At 48.8% G+C, this 16768-nt stretch carries 15 protein-coding genes and 2 riboswitches; of the genes, 10 read left to right on the plus strand and 5 right to left on the minus strand.

Annotation, left to right across the window (positions count from 1 at the left end):
- Positions 1-5: 5 nt before the first annotated feature.
- On the minus strand, positions 6-746 hold the full coding sequence (locus ACFVS2_RS24730; protein WP_390238631.1) for an IclR family transcriptional regulator: 741 nt from the start codon (positions 744-746) through the stop codon (positions 6-8).
- Positions 747-1098: 352 nt separating this feature from the next.
- On the opposite strand from ACFVS2_RS24730, the gene ACFVS2_RS24735 reads away from it, so the two are divergent.
- Both ACFVS2_RS24735 and ACFVS2_RS24740 read left to right on the plus strand, forming a co-directional pair.
- Positions 1099-1863, plus strand: coding sequence for a dimethylarginine dimethylaminohydrolase family protein (locus tag ACFVS2_RS24735; RefSeq protein WP_173619809.1), 765 nt, complete (start codon positions 1099-1101; stop codon positions 1861-1863).
- A 72-nt stretch (positions 1864-1935) separates the two neighbouring features.
- Complete coding sequence (locus ACFVS2_RS24740; RefSeq protein ID WP_390238634.1) at positions 1936-3345, plus strand: amino acid permease; 1410 nt, start codon at positions 1936-1938, stop codon at positions 3343-3345.
- Between the two features lie 72 nt (positions 3346-3417).
- On the opposite strand, the gene ACFVS2_RS24745 is transcribed toward ACFVS2_RS24740, so the two are convergent.
- Positions 3418-4734: a D-arabinono-1,4-lactone oxidase gene (locus tag ACFVS2_RS24745; RefSeq protein ID WP_390238637.1), complete on the minus strand. Its 1317-nt coding sequence runs from the start codon at positions 4732-4734 to the stop codon at positions 3418-3420.
- Positions 4722-5909, minus strand: coding sequence for an amino acid deaminase/aldolase (locus ACFVS2_RS24750; protein ID WP_390238639.1), 1188 nt, complete (start codon positions 5907-5909; stop codon positions 4722-4724). Before ACFVS2_RS24750 ends, ACFVS2_RS24745 begins: the two co-directional genes overlap by 13 nt.
- Positions 5910-6210: 301 nt before the next feature.
- Positions 6211-6310, plus strand: a riboswitch (purine riboswitch).
- 52 nt (positions 6311-6362) lie between these two features.
- Here ACFVS2_RS24750 and ACFVS2_RS24755 point away from each other — a divergent pair.
- From ACFVS2_RS24755 to ACFVS2_RS24765, 3 genes are all read left to right on the plus strand, one after another.
- A complete protein-coding gene (locus ACFVS2_RS24755; RefSeq protein ID WP_390238641.1) occupies positions 6363-7796 on the plus strand; it encodes an NAD(P)/FAD-dependent oxidoreductase in 1434 nt (477 codons plus the stop codon).
- Between the two features lie 182 nt (positions 7797-7978).
- The gene (locus ACFVS2_RS24760) at positions 7979-8317 is read left to right on the plus strand and encodes a hypothetical protein (protein ID WP_390238644.1); all 339 of its coding nucleotides are present in this window, start codon (positions 7979-7981) and stop codon (positions 8315-8317) included.
- The gene (locus ACFVS2_RS24765; protein WP_390238646.1) at positions 8292-8567 is read left to right on the plus strand and encodes a hypothetical protein; all 276 of its coding nucleotides are present in this window, start codon (positions 8292-8294) and stop codon (positions 8565-8567) included. The genes ACFVS2_RS24760 and ACFVS2_RS24765 overlap by 26 nt, the downstream gene beginning before the upstream one ends.
- A 50-nt stretch (positions 8568-8617) precedes the next feature.
- Here ACFVS2_RS24765 and ACFVS2_RS24770 read toward each other — a convergent pair whose 3' ends face one another.
- Both ACFVS2_RS24770 and ACFVS2_RS24775 read right to left on the minus strand, forming a co-directional pair.
- Positions 8618-9031, minus strand: a complete 414-nt coding sequence (locus tag ACFVS2_RS24770) for a MarR family winged helix-turn-helix transcriptional regulator (protein ID WP_390238649.1) — start codon at positions 9029-9031, stop codon at positions 8618-8620.
- A 201-nt stretch (positions 9032-9232) separates the two neighbouring features.
- Positions 9233-9850 (minus strand): DUF3298 and DUF4163 domain-containing protein, encoded by a 618-nt coding sequence (locus ACFVS2_RS24775; RefSeq protein WP_017252478.1) that lies wholly within the window; start codon positions 9848-9850, stop codon positions 9233-9235.
- Between the two features lie 156 nt (positions 9851-10006).
- Here ACFVS2_RS24775 and ACFVS2_RS24780 point away from each other — a divergent pair, with 156 nt between their 5' ends.
- The 5 genes from ACFVS2_RS24780 to ACFVS2_RS24800 all read left to right on the plus strand — a co-directional run bounded on the left by ACFVS2_RS24780 (position 10007) and on the right by ACFVS2_RS24800 (position 16729).
- Positions 10007-11482 carry a methyl-accepting chemotaxis protein gene (locus ACFVS2_RS24780; protein ID WP_390238653.1) on the plus strand — a complete coding sequence of 492 codons (1476 nt, stop codon included), beginning with the start codon at positions 10007-10009 and terminating at the stop codon, positions 11480-11482.
- Positions 11483-11763: 281 nt separating this feature from the next.
- Positions 11764-11886, plus strand: a riboswitch (SAM riboswitch).
- A gap of 200 nt (positions 11887-12086) precedes the next feature.
- The gene (locus ACFVS2_RS24785; RefSeq protein ID WP_390238656.1) at positions 12087-13115 is read left to right on the plus strand and encodes a BMP family lipoprotein; all 1029 of its coding nucleotides are present in this window, start codon (positions 12087-12089) and stop codon (positions 13113-13115) included.
- 138 nt (positions 13116-13253) lie between these two features.
- On the plus strand, positions 13254-14783 hold the full coding sequence (locus tag ACFVS2_RS24790; RefSeq protein WP_390238659.1) for an ABC transporter ATP-binding protein: 1530 nt from the start codon (positions 13254-13256) through the stop codon (positions 14781-14783).
- Positions 14758-15828 (plus strand): ABC transporter permease, encoded by a 1071-nt coding sequence (locus ACFVS2_RS24795; protein ID WP_390238661.1) that lies wholly within the window; start codon positions 14758-14760, stop codon positions 15826-15828. The genes ACFVS2_RS24790 and ACFVS2_RS24795 overlap by 26 nt, the downstream gene beginning before the upstream one ends.
- Positions 15815-16729 (plus strand): ABC transporter permease, encoded by a 915-nt coding sequence (locus ACFVS2_RS24800; protein WP_173619796.1) that lies wholly within the window; start codon positions 15815-15817, stop codon positions 16727-16729. Before ACFVS2_RS24795 ends, ACFVS2_RS24800 begins: the two co-directional genes overlap by 14 nt.
- The last annotated feature ends 39 nt before the right edge of the window (positions 16730-16768 follow it).

Consider the following 16768-nt stretch of genomic DNA (forward strand, 5'->3'; position numbering starts at 1 on the left):
AAAAATTAAGGTAAGGCACCGATCTTGTGGGAAATTTCTTTGGCACTTTGTTGGGTTTGTTCAATGAGTGAGGACAAGAGTTGCTCGTTGATCCGATAGCTCGGAACGCCGATACTCAAAGCGCCCACGACCTTTTGGTTGACGCCGAAGATAGGAGCGGCAATGGATGCGGTGCCCTCGGTTTTTTCACCGTAGCTGACTGCGTAACCGTTTTGTCTGATTTCTGGCAGCCGTTCTAACAGCTCACGGCGTTTTTCTGCATCCGGGATTAAACCGGTCACGATTTGCTCTGCTTCGGTCAGATTCATGCTGGCGAGAATCGTTTTATTTGCCGCACCGATATGTAGCGGAATACGCTCGCCCAGATTATCCATACTTCTGACAGACATGGGACCTTCCACTCGTTCGAGTACGATGGCATGAGAGCCCTGTGGAATGTTCAGATAGACGGTTTCTCGTACATCTGCTGCCAATCGCTCCATGACAGTTCGGGCGACAGCGCGCATATCCATCTTGTCCAGGATGCGCAGCCCGATTTCCATCCACGTATAGCCGACCTTGTACTGCTTGTTCTCAGGAACCTGGAGGATGAGTCCATGCTTGATGAGGCTGCTTATTAAACGGTGTACCGTACTCAGTGGTAGGTTCGTTTGTTCAGCAATTTCCGAGATGGACCAATGCTGCTTGTTTGGATCTGATACCAGGACGGAGATGATGCTCATTGCCCGGTCAATCGATTGTACCAACGTGGGTTACCTCCTGGCTTTGTTGCATAGTGACTGCTCGTTGAATGTCACGCCAGCTTAATATGACCTCAATCTATCAGAATTTTTCAGCCGAATCAATATAATTCAGACTAGATAAAAATTCGTTGACAAAAAATTTGAAACTATTTTACATTAAGAGTGTAATTTTGTATTGCAGAAGCGATTCCACAATGCGGAATATTTCTGAGTGATTGCTCAGAGGAAAATGAATGCAACATGGTGGCGATGAACAAGCAAAAGCAGCAGATGAGGAAGCGTTTACATGCTCGTTTCTCCGTCGCCCACTGTTAGACAAAAGCAAGATTCGAAAACAGAAGGGAGATCTATCATCATGAAATTTTCACGTGCGATTGTAAGAAAACCGGGAAAGAGTTATGTAAATGGTTTGACGACTTCTGATTTGGGTTCACCTGATTTTGAACTTGCTCTCAAACAGCATGCCGCTTATGTAGAAGCGCTGAAACAGACAGGTCTGGATGTAACCGTTCTGGAAGCGGACGAGCGTTTCCCGGATTCTACGTTTGTGGAAGATACAGCTGTCCTCACGGAAAAGTGCGCCGTCATTACCAATCCCGGTGCAGAAAGCCGCAATGGTGAAATTGAGGATATGAAATTGGTGCTTCCTCGTTTTTATGACACGATTGAATATATTCAGGCCCCTGGATTCCTCGATGGTGGAGACGTGATGCAGGTAGATAACCATTTCTATGTCGGTCTGTCGACACGCACCAATGAAGAAGGAGCCATCCAGTTCCGCGAGATTCTCTCCAAATACGGGTATGAAGTCACCATTGTTCCGTTGAAAGAGTTTTTCCACCTGAAAACAGGAATCGCCTACCTTGGCAATGACTTGCTGGTTCTGGCTGGGGAATTCATCGATTCTGAAGTATTTAGCCAATACAAGCATCTGATCGTGGAAAAAGAAGTCGAGTACTCTGCGAACTGCATCCATATCAACGACTACGTCATTATTCCAAAAGGCTTTGATAGCACGAAAAAGCAAATCACTGACGCTGGCTACAATGTGATTGAGCTGGATATGTCTGAATTCCGCAAACAAGACGGAGGATTGAGCTGCCTGTCCCTGCGTTTCTAGTGCAGGCAGTTCTCTCTTCTTTTATAGACCTCTGATATACCTCTTAAAAAGCTGGTGAAAGAGAGGAATCATATGAACACTGGGAATGAAAGAGATACACAGCTAGAACGTTCCATGAAAAGTCGCCACCTGTTTATGCTGTCGTTAGGTGGTGTGATCGGGACAGGGCTCTTCCTCAACGCTGGCTTCACGATCAATCAGGCTGGACCAGGCGGAGCGCTTGTCGCCTATATCATCGGCGGGATTTTGCTGTATCTGGTCATGACGTGCCTAGGTGAGCTTTCTGTAAAGATGCCAGTAACAGGCTCTTTCCAAGCCTACGCCAGCAAGTATATTGGTCCGGCGAGCGGGTTTACACTGGGATGGATGTATTGGCTAGGGTCAGCTACAACGGCAGGGGTAGAGTTTACTGCCGCGGGCATGGTCATGCAACGGTGGTTCCCGGATACACCGATCTGGATTTGGTGCGCGCTCTTTATCGTTTTGCTCTTTACCTTCAATGCACTGACGACAAAAGGTTTTGCAGAAACCGAGTACTGGTTTGCCGGAATTAAAGTATTAGCCGTTCTTATTTTTATTATTGTCGGACTAGGGGCTATATTCGGTATTGTCAGTATGGAAGGAAGACCCGCTCCGTTTCTCTCCAATTTCTCGGGAGATGGGGGACTATTCCCGTTTGGCATTGCGATCGTCTTTGTGACGATGATGAACGTCGTATTCTCTTATCAAGGCTCTGAACTGATCGGAATTGCAGCCGGGGAAGCAGAAAACCCGCAAAAGACCATTCCGCGGGCGATTCGCAACGTTGTGTTTCGTATTCTCGTGTTCTATGTGGCGTCGGTCACGATCTTGTCCGCCCTCTTTCCCTCAAGTGAGCTGGGACTCTTGGAAAGTCCGTTTGTGACGGTATTTGATGCAGTGGGGATTCCATTTGCAGCGGATATCATGAACTTCGTCATCTTGACGGCTCTGTTGTCTGTCGGCAACTCATGCTTGTACGCAGCCACTCGCTTGTTGTGGTCCCTTTCCCATAGCAATATGGCTCATCCTGCTTTTGGAAAATTGACCAAGCGTAAAGTGCCCTTGAACGCGCTCTTGGCGACGCTGGCGTTCTCGCTTCTATCTCTGTTAACCAGTGTGGTTGCAGCGGATACGGTATACGTGCTGCTCATGGCTGTATCCGGTATTGCGGTTACCTTCACGTGGATGGGGATTGCTCTCTCTCAATTCAATTTCCGTCGTCAATACTTGCGTGAGGGTGGGAAAATAGAAGATTTACAGTTCGTAGCACCGTTTTACCCGGTGATGCCACTCCTGTGTCTGGCTCTTTGCACATTCATTCTGATCTTTCCGGCGTTTGACCCTACACAGCGAATTGGACTCTTCTACGGAATTGGTGCACTCGTGCTGTTCTATACCTTCTATTATGTGCGCTATGGACGCAAAAAGGCGCATAAACCGAATCTCCCAACGCAAGGCTAAGCCTTCCTGCTCAATAGAAATGCCCCTGCCATGATGATATGGTCGGGGCATTTTGTGGCGTAAGGATGGTCTTCAGGAGATGCCGAACAGCTCGGCTAAATACGGGTTCACGAACAAGCCGTCAGGATCGAGCTCAGAGCGAATGGCGAGGAAATCGGGCAAGCGCGGATAGACCTGATGAAGCTGCTCGGCGGTCATGCTGTGCATTTTCCCCCAGTGAGGACGTCCGCCATAACGGGCGAAAATTTCCTCCATCCGGGTAAAATACGCTTCGTACGGCATGCCCTTGTACATGTGGACGGCAATGAAGGCACTATCCCTTTCGTAAGCGGGACTGAGCCAGATGTCGTCCTTTTTGACGTACCGGCATTCCAGCGGAAAATGAACAGCAAAGCGTTCCTGCTCAATCGCCTGACACAGCTCCCGTATGGCATCGCCCATATGCTCAGCGGGTATGCAGTATTCCATTTCGTAAAAACGCACAAGGCGAGGGGTGGCAAAAAGCTGATGGCTGTAGCCGCTCTCATGGACAGAGGGAACGCTTTGGGCGGACAGCTTGCTGACGCTTTTGGTGAGAGAAGGGCGCAATCGGCAGCTCTCGGACAAGAGCCAAAACAGCCCATTTTCCACGACCATTTTTTTCAAATAGCTCCATCGTTGATTGCCGCTAGGGGGATCGCTGGTCTCGTCCATGAATTTCACCTGAACGGTGTCCGAATACGGGAAGATAAAGAATTCAAAATGCCGATGCTCGGTTTTATACGTTTCCAGAGAGGACAGGCACTCCTCTAGCTGCATGCGACGGCTTTGGTAGCGCAGGCGATAGGCTGGGAGGACACGCAGCTTGACGCGTACGATGATGCCCAAGAGACCGAGAGAGACTTGCATGGCTTTGAATAGCTCCGGCCGGGTCTGCTCGGATACTTCCAAAACCTCCCCGGCTGCGGTCACGAATGTCAGCCCGACGACTTGCGTGGAGATGCTACCAAAATGAATGCCTGTGCCATGTGTTCCGGTGCTGACGGCCCCTGCAATGGACTGGGCGTTAATGTCTCCTAGGTTTTCTTGAGAGTAGCCCGCTTGATGCAGGAGTTGTCCGAGGGTCTTGAGCTTGGTGCCTGCCCAGACTTCAACGGTATCAGAGGCAGGGTCTACACTGACGATTCCTTGGAGATGATCCAAGGATAGCAAGCAGTCTTCTGTCTGGACGAGCCGAGTGAAGGAATGACCGGAGCCGACGACTCGAATCCGTGTACCTGCCTTCTTGCAAGCAAGGACAAGCTGCACGACTTCATCCACGGACCCTGGCATCGCGACTTGCTTTGGCTGGCTTTGTACATTTCCTGTCCAATTGGTCCAGTGATTCGCGTGCTTCTTTACAGTGAGCATAATCCATCCCCCCGATAGGTGGTCACTTCCTCGATGATTTTTCCGCCAGAGATGCAATACAGCCGGGTAAAACGTTCGCAGAGCTCTCCTGCTTTGGCATGGCGAAAAAAGATCGGGTCTCCCAGCTCCAGCGTTTCCATGCCTTGGTAGTGAATCGGTGTCTGTACTTCACCTGCTCCTTCGTTGGGGAACAGCTTTGCTCCCGCTGGCAAGTATGGCTTGGGGAGTCTGTCACGTCCAGCAGAGCCAGAGGCGATGTAGCCTCCGCCGGCACATGTGTAGATATGCTCTGTGGGCTTGCGGATAATCTCCAGAGCAAATCCGGCAGCAGGATGAAACCGGAAATCTTGAAAGTAGTCAAAGAGCCCAGGCGAAAAAAATCCGGAGCCTGCTGTAACCTCTGTAACGGCGTCTTCTTTCCCGGTCAAGTGCAAGCTGCCCGTTCCTCCACCGTTTACGAAGCGGGGAGAAATACCTAGCTCGTGAATGGCATGCACCAGTGTGGCACGTCGAGCAGCCACTTCTTTCACGGAATATTGCTTGAGGAGACGAATGACGCTGTTTTTCAGGAATTGACGAGGGTATCGATCACCCACGCCAGCAATTTGAGCTTCGTACCCCATGACGCCATCTAGGTAGAGCTGATCGGAGGAAGTAACGCGCTTTGCAAGGGAGAGGGACGCCTCGAGAGAGCGAAGTGGTGAGCGCCAGACGCCGAAATGCAGTCCCAACACATCAGACGACATGTCGATATCGAGACAGACAGGCAGTCTGGTTCCTGTTTCCCGGGCGATTTGTTCGAGCTGTTCGACATGAGGGAGAGAGTCGATCATCAAAGTAATGGAGCGTCCATTCTTAATCTCAGAGGCGAGTGCCAAAAGCCAGCTTTTTTCCCAGAGAGGATAGCCGAGTAGCAGGTCATCGAAGCCTGCCTCGCACAGGTGAAGCACCTCAGGAGCGGAATAGCACATGAGACCACGAAAGCAATCGTCCAACTGCAATACATGTTTGAGAATGGCAACGCTTCGAATCGACTTGCTCGCGATTCGAACGGGTTTTCCATTGCTTTGCAAACTAATTTGCTCCGCATTTTCCTCCAGCAGATCTAGGTCGACGAAAGCGAACGGCTTGGGAACACCGGCAAAGGCAGACTGATAATAGCGATAATCCCGCATGTACAGGCCTCATCCTTTTTTGAATTCGAATTTGAATGAAAGAAAGAACCGTAAATATTTCATAAAATTCTATCTATTCTATTCGTTTGTGTTTGATTCCTTCCTGACAAAAGAGAGGCATGAACAGAAATAACGAATGTTCGTTTTTAAATGTTCGGATTTTGTTGTATTTACGAATTGTAAAGGCATGTTTACGATAAAAATAACTTTAAAAGACGAATAAATATGTTGTTTCCGGTTGACTTGATTCACCTTATAAGCTACGATACATATTGTTGTGAAGAACAACGCAGGTTTGACGAATGAAATAGTGATTTGTATTCGTATATCCTCAGAAATATGGTTTGAGGGTCTCTACAGGGAACCGTAAATTCCCGGCTACGAATAGGGCAGGTTTGGTATACCCTATTCGTCGGCCGGGAATTTTTTGCATTTTTTCGGGGAGGGAACGAAATGAATAAGTATGACGTAATCGTTGTAGGAGCAGGACCAGCAGGGATTTTTACATGCTACGAGGTAATGCGAAAAGCACCGAATGCCAAGGTGCTGTTGATTGATAAAGGGCATGACATCTATAGCAGACGCTGTCCGATCTTGGAGGAAAAGATCAAGCTCTGCCCGCCGCCAGCAGGAAAAAAAGATTTCGCAGGCTGTTTGCCGGCCTGTTCGATTACCAGTGGTTTTGGTGGAGCAGGCGCCTATAGCGATGGTAAATTTAACATCACCACCGAATTTGGCGGTTGGATGACAGACTATCTCAGCCCTTCCACTGTACTTGGGCTGATCAAATACGTAGATGAAATCAATTTGGAGCATGGGGCTACCCAATCGATTACGGACCCGACCACAGAGACGATCAAGAGCATCGAGCAGCGTGGCTATGCAGCAGGACTCAAGCTGTTGCGAGCGCAGGTGCGTCACTTGGGAACGGAGCAAAACCTGGAGATTCTCCAGTCGATCTTCGAGCATTTGAAGAAGCATATCGACATGATGTTTAAGACAGAGGTCGAGGACATCATTACGGTGAAAGAAGCAGACGGATATCAGGTAAAAGGTGTCGTCTTGAAAAACGGCCAAGAGTTTGAAGCTGATTACGTAGTAATCGGACCGGGCCGCGATGGCTCAGCATGGTTGACCAATATCTTGAAAAAGCGCCGCCTGAAAATGTACAACAATCAAGTCGACGTAGGCGTACGTGTGGAGACGTCCGATGTCGTCATGCGCGAAATCAATGAGCACTTGTACGAAGGCAAATTCATTTTCAATACATCTGTCGGAACGCGTGTACGGACGTTCTGTAGCAATCCATCCGGTCACGTGGTCGTGGAAAACCACAGTGGAGTCATGGCGGCAAACGGGCACTCCTACAAAGACCCAGCGCTGGGATCGATGAATACGAACTTTGCTCTCTTGGTATCTCATACGTTTACAGAGCCGTTTGACAAGCCGAATGAGTACGCGAGAGAAATTTGCAAGCGAGCGAATGATCTGTCAAACGGTGGGGTCATCGTGCAAAAGTACGGCGATATTTTGCGCGGTCGCCGTTCTACAGAGGCGCGTATTAAGGAAGGCTTCCTGGAGCCTACTCTGAAGGAAGCGGTACCGGGTGACTTGGGACTCGTGTTGCCTTACAATACGATGAAAAGTCTGATCGAGATGGTGGAAGCTCTGGACAAGGTAACGCCGGGAATCGCTTCCGAGCATACATTGTTCTACGGAGTGGAAGCGAAATTCTACTCGGCACGTCCAAAACTGACGGAGGAATTCGAAACAGAAATCAAAGGATTGTTCTGTGGCGGGGATGGTGCCGGAATTACGCGTGGTCTGGCTCAGGCTGGAGCTGCTGGGGTCTGGATGGCTCGCAATATCGCGAAGCGCATGCAATAACGAATACGATCATAACAAATAGGCTTCTTACCGGGCACGCTTGTGCTTGGTGGGGAGCCTTTTTCATGACAGAACAACATCAGGAAAGTAATGATCCCGATGTCACGAGGAACTAGGCAGAAGCGTATTGTATAGAAGGGCCAATAATCAAACCACGACCTTTTGTTGGCATGGAGGTATCTATGTTTTTTTGTGATGATGACGATACCGCTGTAATAGCACTTTGGATTATTTCGATTGGCTTTGTCATACTCGCCATTGATAAAACAACGAAATTAAGTCAAAAGCCTGCTTGCGGAAATGCGACTTCGGCGCAACCGCTGATCCAATCGAACAAGAAAGCCAATGGGAAGAATAAGAATGGCAATGACAATGATAACGATGATGATAGGCAATTCAAACGAATTGAACAGCAAATGGCTCAATTACGAGACAGTATGCAAGATATAAAGAAGAATTTGCAGGAGAAGCCAACCAAGAATGGAGGGAAGAAGGATGATCGACAAAAATCTGGCGAATGAGCTGGTAGCGGTAGGCGGGTGGATCGCACTTCTGGGTGCCTTCCTCACTGCTATAGGCTCGACTGGACAGGTGGAACCGGACCAGGATACTTCTACAGCGAAAGAGGCAAATGATAAAGAATCTAATGAGTTGAAAAAACAAGTGCTGCAACAGAAAAAACTATTGCAAAAGCAACAGATACAGCTTGAACTGATTCAATTGGAACAAGAGCTCAACACCATCATCCATAGCACAAGGAAAAATGGCTAACAAAAAATGACTTCACCAAACTGCTCTTGGGCGAAGTCATTTTTTACTTGTTAAGAAGGCTGCATATTATCGTTCATTTTCTTCAATACACGGTTAAAGATAGCGAGTTCTGCTTCGTCAAGGCCGCGGAGTGCCAGTTCCTCTTGCTCTTTGGCAGCTTCCAGCCATTCCGGGAACCGTTCGACTGCTTGCGGAGACAAGGACACATAGCGCTCACGCTTGTCATCACCCTCTGAGCGAATAATCCAGCCCATCTCTTCCAATCGGGTGAGTGTCCGGGTAATCGTCGGCGCTTCCACATTCAGGTAGTTGCTCAATTGAACCTGGGTGAGCGATTCACGATAATGCAAGCAAAGGATAATACCCCATTGCGAACTGTATAATCCCATGGGAGACATAGTCCCATTTAATGATTTACTGAATATTCTTGCGGTTTGGCTAATTCGATGACCATAATATTGCATGAGTATATACCTCCAGGAAAGCTGGTCCGATATATCGTACACTTTATTGCTTAAGTAAATATGTACAATAACATACTAGCAGTTTCGGGCATATAAGTAAACGTTTATTCGATGGCGAAATAATGGATTTTCTGACACAAATAAAATCAGGCGAGTGTCATGGAAGAAGACACTCACCTGGGTGGAAAATACGGTGGAGGATTAATCTGCGGACAAGATACTCAATGGTCCTTTTTCATTGATGAGCGGCTCCAGTTCATAGACCGAAATGGGGAACATGGGGAAACCGACGTAGTAAGGTGTAATTTCGTACAACTGGAAGTAGATGACCAGCGCTTTATCGGCGAGGTAATAATCTTGATCGGGTTTAATCGAAGTAAAGCCATTGAGTGTGGGGATGCTTCTTTCTTTGATTTGACGCTTGATGTTTTCGGAAATCACCTTCACGTAATCGCTTCCTGGCTTGAATAATTCACGCAGCGTATACAGCTTGCCTGTTTGGATATCTGCGGTGATCGACCCGAGGAAGGTCATGCCGTGAGCCATTTGTGGTGTGTAGGCGTAGTTGCTCAGCACGACACTGAAAATACCGCGTTCGTTTGTCTTGATTTCGTAGCTTCCTTGCATTTCTGTATTTCCCGGTACCTGGACCCGTTGTTGCTCGTGAATTAAGCCTTGAACTGTTTGATAAATCGCCCGGTTGATATCTTTTTCCGCTTGTTGGTTGGCTAGGCCTGCCAATTGTGGATAGTAAATCGTGGTGTTCGGACGGCTAATCGTTCGTGTCAGCACAGTAGCTGGCAATTGATTGAGTTCCACTTTTCTCCGTTTGCCTCCTGTACGTAAGAGTTGTGTAATAGCCTATTCGAAATTGTTTTTGGCTGTTCTTACTTTTTTCACAAATTTGGCAAAGGTTTGGCTATATAATGGGGAAAGAATCCGATACATAAGTAAATATGGAAAAGGGGGGCAATTATGATTCAATTGATTCGCAATACCTTGACTGACAAAGAAGGCTTTATGATTTTCATCCTATGGAATCATTTGTGGATGGCGGGACTCATTGCCTACCAAGTGGATGTGAACTTCTGGAAAGTGACGTCCTTGGGATTGCTGGTCACTCTAATTGTTTCGCCGTATTATTTCATTCGCAAAGATAGTCATGTGATTCGTTATCTGGTTGCAATCGGACTTATGTTTTATGCTATTTCCTTCGATCACTTTACCGATTACCAGGAGGTTACCTTCCTCGCCTTTATCGTCATGGGCTTTTTGGCAGCCTATTTGGATTGGAAGCTAGTCGTAACAGCGGGAATTACCCAAATCATTGTCACGGTTATTGGGTTTTACACAGGGACCTACGAGATTTTCGAGGGTGATTTTTCGGAGCTCAATTTGCTTATGCGTATTGTCACGATTCTCATGATGATGGGAGCCGTCACGTATCTGTGTCTCGCCGGACAAACCTCCTTGCGAAAAGCTGATGACGCAAGGCAGGAAGCGGAAGAGAAAGAGCGCCGTCTGGGAGAAATGCTTTTGAACATCCAGCAAATGACGGAGCAGCTGGATCGTACAAGCGATCATGTGCATGAGCATGCGGAAGGTACGAAGCGCAATACAGATGAAATGATGGTAGCCTTCAAGGAAGTCGCCACAGGTATGGAATCGCAGGCGAATTCTACGGTGAAAATCGAAGAAGAGGTTCAATCCATCGACCAGGAAATCGAGGAAGTCACAACACAGACCAACGCCATGAAATCGGAATCGCAACAAAACAACCGTCGTCTGACAGAAAGCGTTCAGATGATGAATGAGCTGTCCTCGCAGATGGAGCAAATTGTGCAGGCAGTCAATGTAGCAGCCTCTACGATTCACCAGCTCAATCGACAGGCGAATCGCGTAGAAGAAATTGTTGGCGCTATTAATCAGATCGCGACACAAACGAATCTCTTGGCGCTGAATGCGGCGATTGAATCGGCGCGTGCAGGCGAGCATGGACGTGGATTTGCTGTTGTAGCGGATGAGGTACGCAAGCTAGCGGAACAAAGCGCGACAGCTACGCAGGAAATTACCGACATTCTGAAATCTCTCCATCAGGAAAGTGAGAATGCGGTGCAGCATATGAGCAATGGAGAAACGTCTGTTGCAAAAGGCCAAGAGCTGGCCGTGAAAACAGTGGCCTCCATTGAAGCAGTGCGTGCCGGGATGATGGCCTTCTTGGAAGCAGCTGATCAAGTAAGCTCCAGCATGGACCGGGTAAAAGTGCGTTCCGGAGAAGTTGCCATCGAGATGTCGACTATTACAGCCGTAACCGAGGAATCCGTAGCCAACTTAGAAGAGCTGTTTGCGACAGCAGAAAACCAGCATCAAAAAGTGCGTGAAATTACGGAAGAGCTGGGCGAGCTGAATACGTTGTCTCATCGTCTCCAGCAAACCTTTCACGTAAATTAGTTAAAGATTGTTTAAAAAGTCGTATTTTGATCACGAAGTAGTTCTGAAAGCTGATTCGGCATCGAAATTGACGTTCACCTTCGAAGTCCGGTGCTCATGTAGGTCTCCTACACTCCGCTCCTCCTTCTTCAGGTTCTCGCCAATTTCTCGGTGCTGAAAAGACGACTTTTTAAACTTCAACTTCGATTCACTTTTAGAAGTGTTTGGAATTGAGAAAAAAGAATTGCATTTTTGAACCGTTCTGCTAGAATGAATTCCATTGTAACTAAATATATTCACCTACCTTATCTAGAGCGGCGGAGGGACTGGCCCGATGATGCCCGGCAACCACTGATCATGTCTATGCATGAACAGAAAGGTGCCAATTCCTGCAAAACCTGTACCATGGTTTTGACAGATGAGGAAGAGAACGGCTACGTACGCAAACTCTTCCTCCGGGAAGAGTTTTTTTGTTGTATTTGTAAACAAAAGGAGGTAATAAACGAACGATAAATTTATTTTATAAGATAATATTCGTAAATAGTATTGAAAAATTGGGTAAAAAGCCGTACATTACCTAATAGGATAAAGAAAAACGTAAAGTTCGGATAGGGAGAGATACATCATGAAGAAGTTATTGCTGGCATTAACGACATTCGCAGTATTGGCAACAGGGTGCTCGACTGGCACAAGCGCACCTGCAGATCAGCCAGGAGGACAAGCAGCGGGACAAGAGGGCGCGGCCAAAAAGAGAATTGCCTTGATTTTGCCTGAGAAAATCGGTGTGAATCCGTTCTTCCAACAAATGGATGAGGGTGCGAAGAAAGCCGCACAAGAGCTGGGCGCAGAAGTGAAAACGATTGAATCTACGGACCATGGAGCGATTGAAGAGAATCTGCGCGTGGCTGTTGCAGAAAATTATGATTTGATCATCACTTCTTCCTTTACATCAGAGGATGCATTGAAAAAAGTAGCTACCGAAAATCCTGACCGTAATTTTGCGATTATTGATACTGTAGTGGATTTGCCAAACGTTCGTAGTGTTACCTTCCGCGAGCAGGAAGCGGCTTACCTGGTGGGAGCAGCAGCAGGTCTGGCAACGAAAACGAACAAAGTAGGTATGGTTGTCGCTCTTGATATTCCACAGTTGAAAAAATGGACAGTTGGCTTCGAAGAGGGCTTGAAAGCGACGAATCCAAAAGCAGAGCTGATGGTCAACTATGTAGGTAGCTTCACTGACCCGGCAAAAGCGAAGGAATTGGCTTTGCTCCAAGCTTCCAAAGGCGCTGACTTCATTAACGGTGCAGCAGCAGTAGGAGACCTCGGCGTTTTCGAAGCAGCGAAGGAAAAAGGCTTCTTCACAGCAGGTCAGGACGTTGACCGTACCACGATTGATCCAGAGCATATTGTTCTGTCCCAATTGAAAGGGACCGACGCGGCAGCTTATGAAACGGTGAAGAACTTTGTAGAAGGAACGTTCAAACCAGGTGTTGTGGCGTACGGCTTGAAAGAAAAAGGTGTTGGCGTAACCTATGTCACGCACGAAAGCAAAACGCCACTGAACGCTTTTATTGGACAAGAAGTGGTGGATAAAGTGAAAGCGATCAGCGATGAGATTGTAGCTGGCACTCGCAAAGTACCAGACCAGTTCTAAAAAGGTAGCTCGGTGCTGAAAAGCCAACTTTTTGAACGTTTATTTATAGCTTGTGCACAGTGATGGATGTGACCGACTACGGCTGTGTAGTCGGTCTTCCATTTTCATAAAAGGACGTACAGAAATGAGGGAGTGGGAATGACCGATCGCTTGGAAATGAGGGCCATGACCAAGAAGTACGGAGATTTTACCGCCAACGACAAGGTGTCGTTCTCACTGGCAGCAGGAGAAGTCCACGCGATTGTCGGGGAAAATGGAGCGGGCAAAACGACACTGATGCGGATGCTGTACGGGATGGAGCAGCCGACGTCGGGAGAGATCGTGTTAAACGGCAAGCCAGTTGTTTTTCGCGGACCAGAGGACGCGATTCGAAATGGAATCGGGATGGTTCACCAGCACTTTATGCTCTTCGGAGAATTCAGTGTGACTGAAAATATCGTGATCGGATACGAGCCGAATCAAGCGGGTTTTTTCAAAAGAAATGACGCGGAGGACAAGGTGCGGGCTCTTAGTGAGCAGTATCGCATTCCGATTCAGCCGCAGGCCAAGGTAGCGAATTGCTCGATTGGGGAACAGCAACGGGTCGAGATTCTGAAGGTACTGTATCAGGGAGCGGATATTATCGTGCTGGACGAGCCGACCGCTGTACTTACCCCACTGGAGGTACGCGACCTGCTGCAAACGATTCGAAACCTGGCCGAGAGCGGCAAGAGCGTCATTTTGATTACACATAAGTTGCAGGAGGTCATGGAGGTAGCTGATCGTATTACGGTACTGCGCGGAGGCAAAGTGACGGGAACGGTATCCCGTACAGAAACCAATGCGGACGATTTAGCCAGACTGATGGTCGGACGTGAATTGCAGGAGCTAGCTGAGCGAGTTCCTCTGGATAAAGGCCCTTTGTTGCAGGTGGAGAATCTCACGGTTCGAGAAAAGCAGACACTGCTTGATCAAGTCAGCTTTACCGTGCACCACGGGGAAATCGTAGGAATCGCAGGTGTTTCCGGGAATGGTCAATCCGAGCTGCTGCAAGCGATCAGCGGCTTGCGAGCGGCACAGGAGGGAAAGGTGCGGTTAGGCGGCAACGACGTGACGAACAAATCAGTTGCCACCATTCGGGATGCCGGCTTGGCGCATATTCCGGAGGATCGCTACCTGTGGGGAACGGCCAAACTCTCAAGCGTCGAGGAAAATGCGTTGATGGGCTATCAGCGAAAGCCTGCTTACAACCGTCGCGGCGTTGTTTTGCGGGAGAAATTCCGCCAAGTCGTAAAAGGCTGGGTTGAGCAGTTTGCCATCAAGACAGGCTCCCGACAATTGCAGGAGCTGGCAGGGAATCTGTCAGGTGGAAACTTGCAAAAGCTGATCGTAGCAAGGGAGCTGGGACATGAAACCCCGTTTTTGATTGCGGCTGAGCCTACGCGAGGGGTAGATATCGGTGCCATGGAGTACATCCATCAGGCGCTGATCGAAAAGCGCAATCAGGGAGACGGGATCTTGCTAGTCTCCTCCGAGCTGTCCGAAATTCTCGCCTTGTCTGACAGGATTTTGGTCATGTATAAAGGGCGAATCGCTGGAGAGCTTTCACGCCTGGAGGCAACCGAAGAAAAAATCAGCGTGATCATGGCGGGAGGAAGCATTCATGGCAGCAATCAAAGAGCTATCTAAGTCATTGGTTCAGCCGTTATTGGCTGTCGTCATCGGTTTGTTGACCGGGGCGCTGGTCATTGCTGCAGTTGGCGAATCGATCTTGGGCACCTACCAGGAAATGTGGAAAGGGGCCTTTGGCAGTTTTTATTTCTTTACGTCTACATTAGCGAGAGCTACGCCTATCATGCTGATTGCCCTGGGTCTTTCCCTCGCATTTCGGGCAGGGGTATTCAACCTGGGGGCGGAAGGGCAAATGGTGCTGGGTGCCGTCAGTGCTGCGTTAGTCGCGATTTACTTGCCAGCACCGGGAATGATCAAAATTGTGGCGGGTATTTTTGCAGGAATGGCAGTCGGAGGGTTCTGGGCGTTGTTGCCAGGTTTTATGGAAGCCCGTTTTCGCATTCCGTTGCTCATCTCTACGTTGCTCTTTAACTACATCGCGGTATTGTTTGCGAGCTATCTCGTGACAGAGCCGTTCCGGGATCGGTCGGGTTCTGCGGCACTGGCACAGACCGTTATGCTGGAGAAAAGCGCTTGGCTTCCGAAGCTGTTTGCCGGGATGAGCGTGCATGTAGGGTTTTTGTTTGCGATCGTTGCAGCGCTGCTGTTGTTCTGGGTACTTCGGTTTACGCCTTTTGGCTATGAAGTGAAGATGCTGGGTCAAAACTCGCTGTTTGCTCAATACGGAGGAATTAATCGCATTCGGGTGATGCTGACCGGGATGTTTGCCAGTGGTGGACTGGCTGGCTTGGCGGGAACCGTTGAGGTAATGGGGGCGCACTATCGTTTTGTTGACGGTGCCCTGAGTGTACCTGGGTTCGCCTGGACGGGCCTGATGGCAGCGCTGCTTGCGAACTCGCACCCGCTTGGCATCATTGTGACTTCGATCCTGCTTGCTGCTTTTCAGACAGGAGCCATGGGTGTAGAGCGCAATACGGATGTGCCGTTGGAGTTGGCAAGTGTTATACAAGCCGTATTGATTTTGTTCATCTCTGCCAAGTTCAGCTACGACTGGTGGAAAAAGCGGAAGGCAAAAGGAGGGGAATCGCATGGAGCTCTTTGATTGGTCCCTCCTCAGTTCTACCATTCGGATGGTCACGCCGATCTTGTTGGCAGCTTTGGGTGGAGCGCTCTGCGCACGTGTCGGAATTTTTAATGTAGGCCTGGAGGGCTTGGTACTGGTCGGTGCCTTTTCCGCGATTGTCGGCAATCATTTTACCGGGAATCTGATTCTGGCTGTTTTGATTGCTGCGCTGGTCAGCATTGTCTTTTCGCTCTTGTTCGCGTACATGACGATCAAGCTTAGGGCGAATGAAATCGTCGTCGGTGTGGCGATTAACTTTCTCGCGCTCGGGTTGACGACATTTGCACTGCGGGCGATCTTCGGTGTCAAAGGAGCGTTTTACGATAAGGATATGGCTGGCTTGCCAACCGTCGAGATTCCTTTCATTCACGATATTCCGGTCATCGGAGGCATTGTCTCTGGTCATTCGCCGCTCGTGTATTTTGCCTTTTTGGCTGCCATTCTGTTGTATGTGTTCTTTTATCGGACGGTTACGGGCTTCCGCGTCCTCGCAGTTGGTCTGAATCCCGTTGCGGCGCGCAGTCTCGGTCTGAAAGTGACGGGACTTCAGGTGCTGGCGATTGTGATGAGTGGCGCATTGTGCGGGATTGCAGGGGCGCAGCTTTCACTGGGGCAAGTCACGATGTTTACAGAAGGTATGACGGCTGGCCGGGGCTTTATCGCATTGGTAGCGATGATGATGGGGCAGTCGCATCCACTCGGTATTTTGGCTTCGAGCTTTTTGTTCGGTTTGATGGATGCCCTTAGTATTCGTTTGCAGGGCTTTTCGCTTCCGACGCAATTTACGGCCATGCTGCCATACGTGCTGACGATTGCGGCGATGTTCTTCTTGAAGAACAAGAGTCAGATCGGCAGTGACAATCAGCAGAGCACCCGTTAAACACAGGCCATATAGACAGCGTAGACAGGGGGAAATGCG

This window comes from Brevibacillus sp. NPDC058079, from assembly GCF_042885155.1.
Taxonomy (GTDB): domain Bacteria; phylum Bacillota; class Bacilli; order Brevibacillales; family Brevibacillaceae; genus Brevibacillus.

What these genes read in the sequence shown, in the direction of transcription:
- ACFVS2_RS24750 (WP_390238639.1), bottom strand. Translation starts at nt 5,909, where the DNA reads ATGCGGGATTATCGCTATTATCAGTCTGCCTTTGCCGGTGTTCCCAAG.
- ACFVS2_RS24755 (WP_390238641.1), top strand. Translation starts at nt 6,363, where the DNA reads ATGAATAAGTATGACGTAATCGTTGTAGGAGCAGGACCAGCAGGGATT.
- ACFVS2_RS24800 (WP_173619796.1), top strand. Translation starts at nt 15,815, where the DNA reads ATGGAGCTCTTTGATTGGTCCCTCCTCAGTTCTACCATTCGGATGGTC.
- ACFVS2_RS24745 (WP_390238637.1), bottom strand. Translation starts at nt 4,734, where the DNA reads ATGCTCACTGTAAAGAAGCACGCGAATCACTGGACCAATTGGACAGGA.
- ACFVS2_RS24760 (WP_390238644.1), top strand. Translation starts at nt 7,979, where the DNA reads ATGTTTTTTTGTGATGATGACGATACCGCTGTAATAGCACTTTGGATT.
- ACFVS2_RS24795 (WP_390238661.1), top strand. Translation starts at nt 14,758, where the DNA reads ATGGCAGCAATCAAAGAGCTATCTAAGTCATTGGTTCAGCCGTTATTG.
- ACFVS2_RS24735 (WP_173619809.1), top strand. Translation starts at nt 1,099, where the DNA reads ATGAAATTTTCACGTGCGATTGTAAGAAAACCGGGAAAGAGTTATGTA.
- ACFVS2_RS24765 (WP_390238646.1), top strand. Translation starts at nt 8,292, where the DNA reads ATGATCGACAAAAATCTGGCGAATGAGCTGGTAGCGGTAGGCGGGTGG.
- ACFVS2_RS24785 (WP_390238656.1), top strand. Translation starts at nt 12,087, where the DNA reads ATGAAGAAGTTATTGCTGGCATTAACGACATTCGCAGTATTGGCAACA.
- ACFVS2_RS24770 (WP_390238649.1), bottom strand. Translation starts at nt 9,031, where the DNA reads ATGCAATATTATGGTCATCGAATTAGCCAAACCGCAAGAATATTCAGT.
- ACFVS2_RS24780 (WP_390238653.1), top strand. Translation starts at nt 10,007, where the DNA reads ATGATTCAATTGATTCGCAATACCTTGACTGACAAAGAAGGCTTTATG.
- ACFVS2_RS24790 (WP_390238659.1), top strand. Translation starts at nt 13,254, where the DNA reads ATGACCGATCGCTTGGAAATGAGGGCCATGACCAAGAAGTACGGAGAT.
- ACFVS2_RS24740 (WP_390238634.1), top strand. Translation starts at nt 1,936, where the DNA reads ATGAACACTGGGAATGAAAGAGATACACAGCTAGAACGTTCCATGAAA.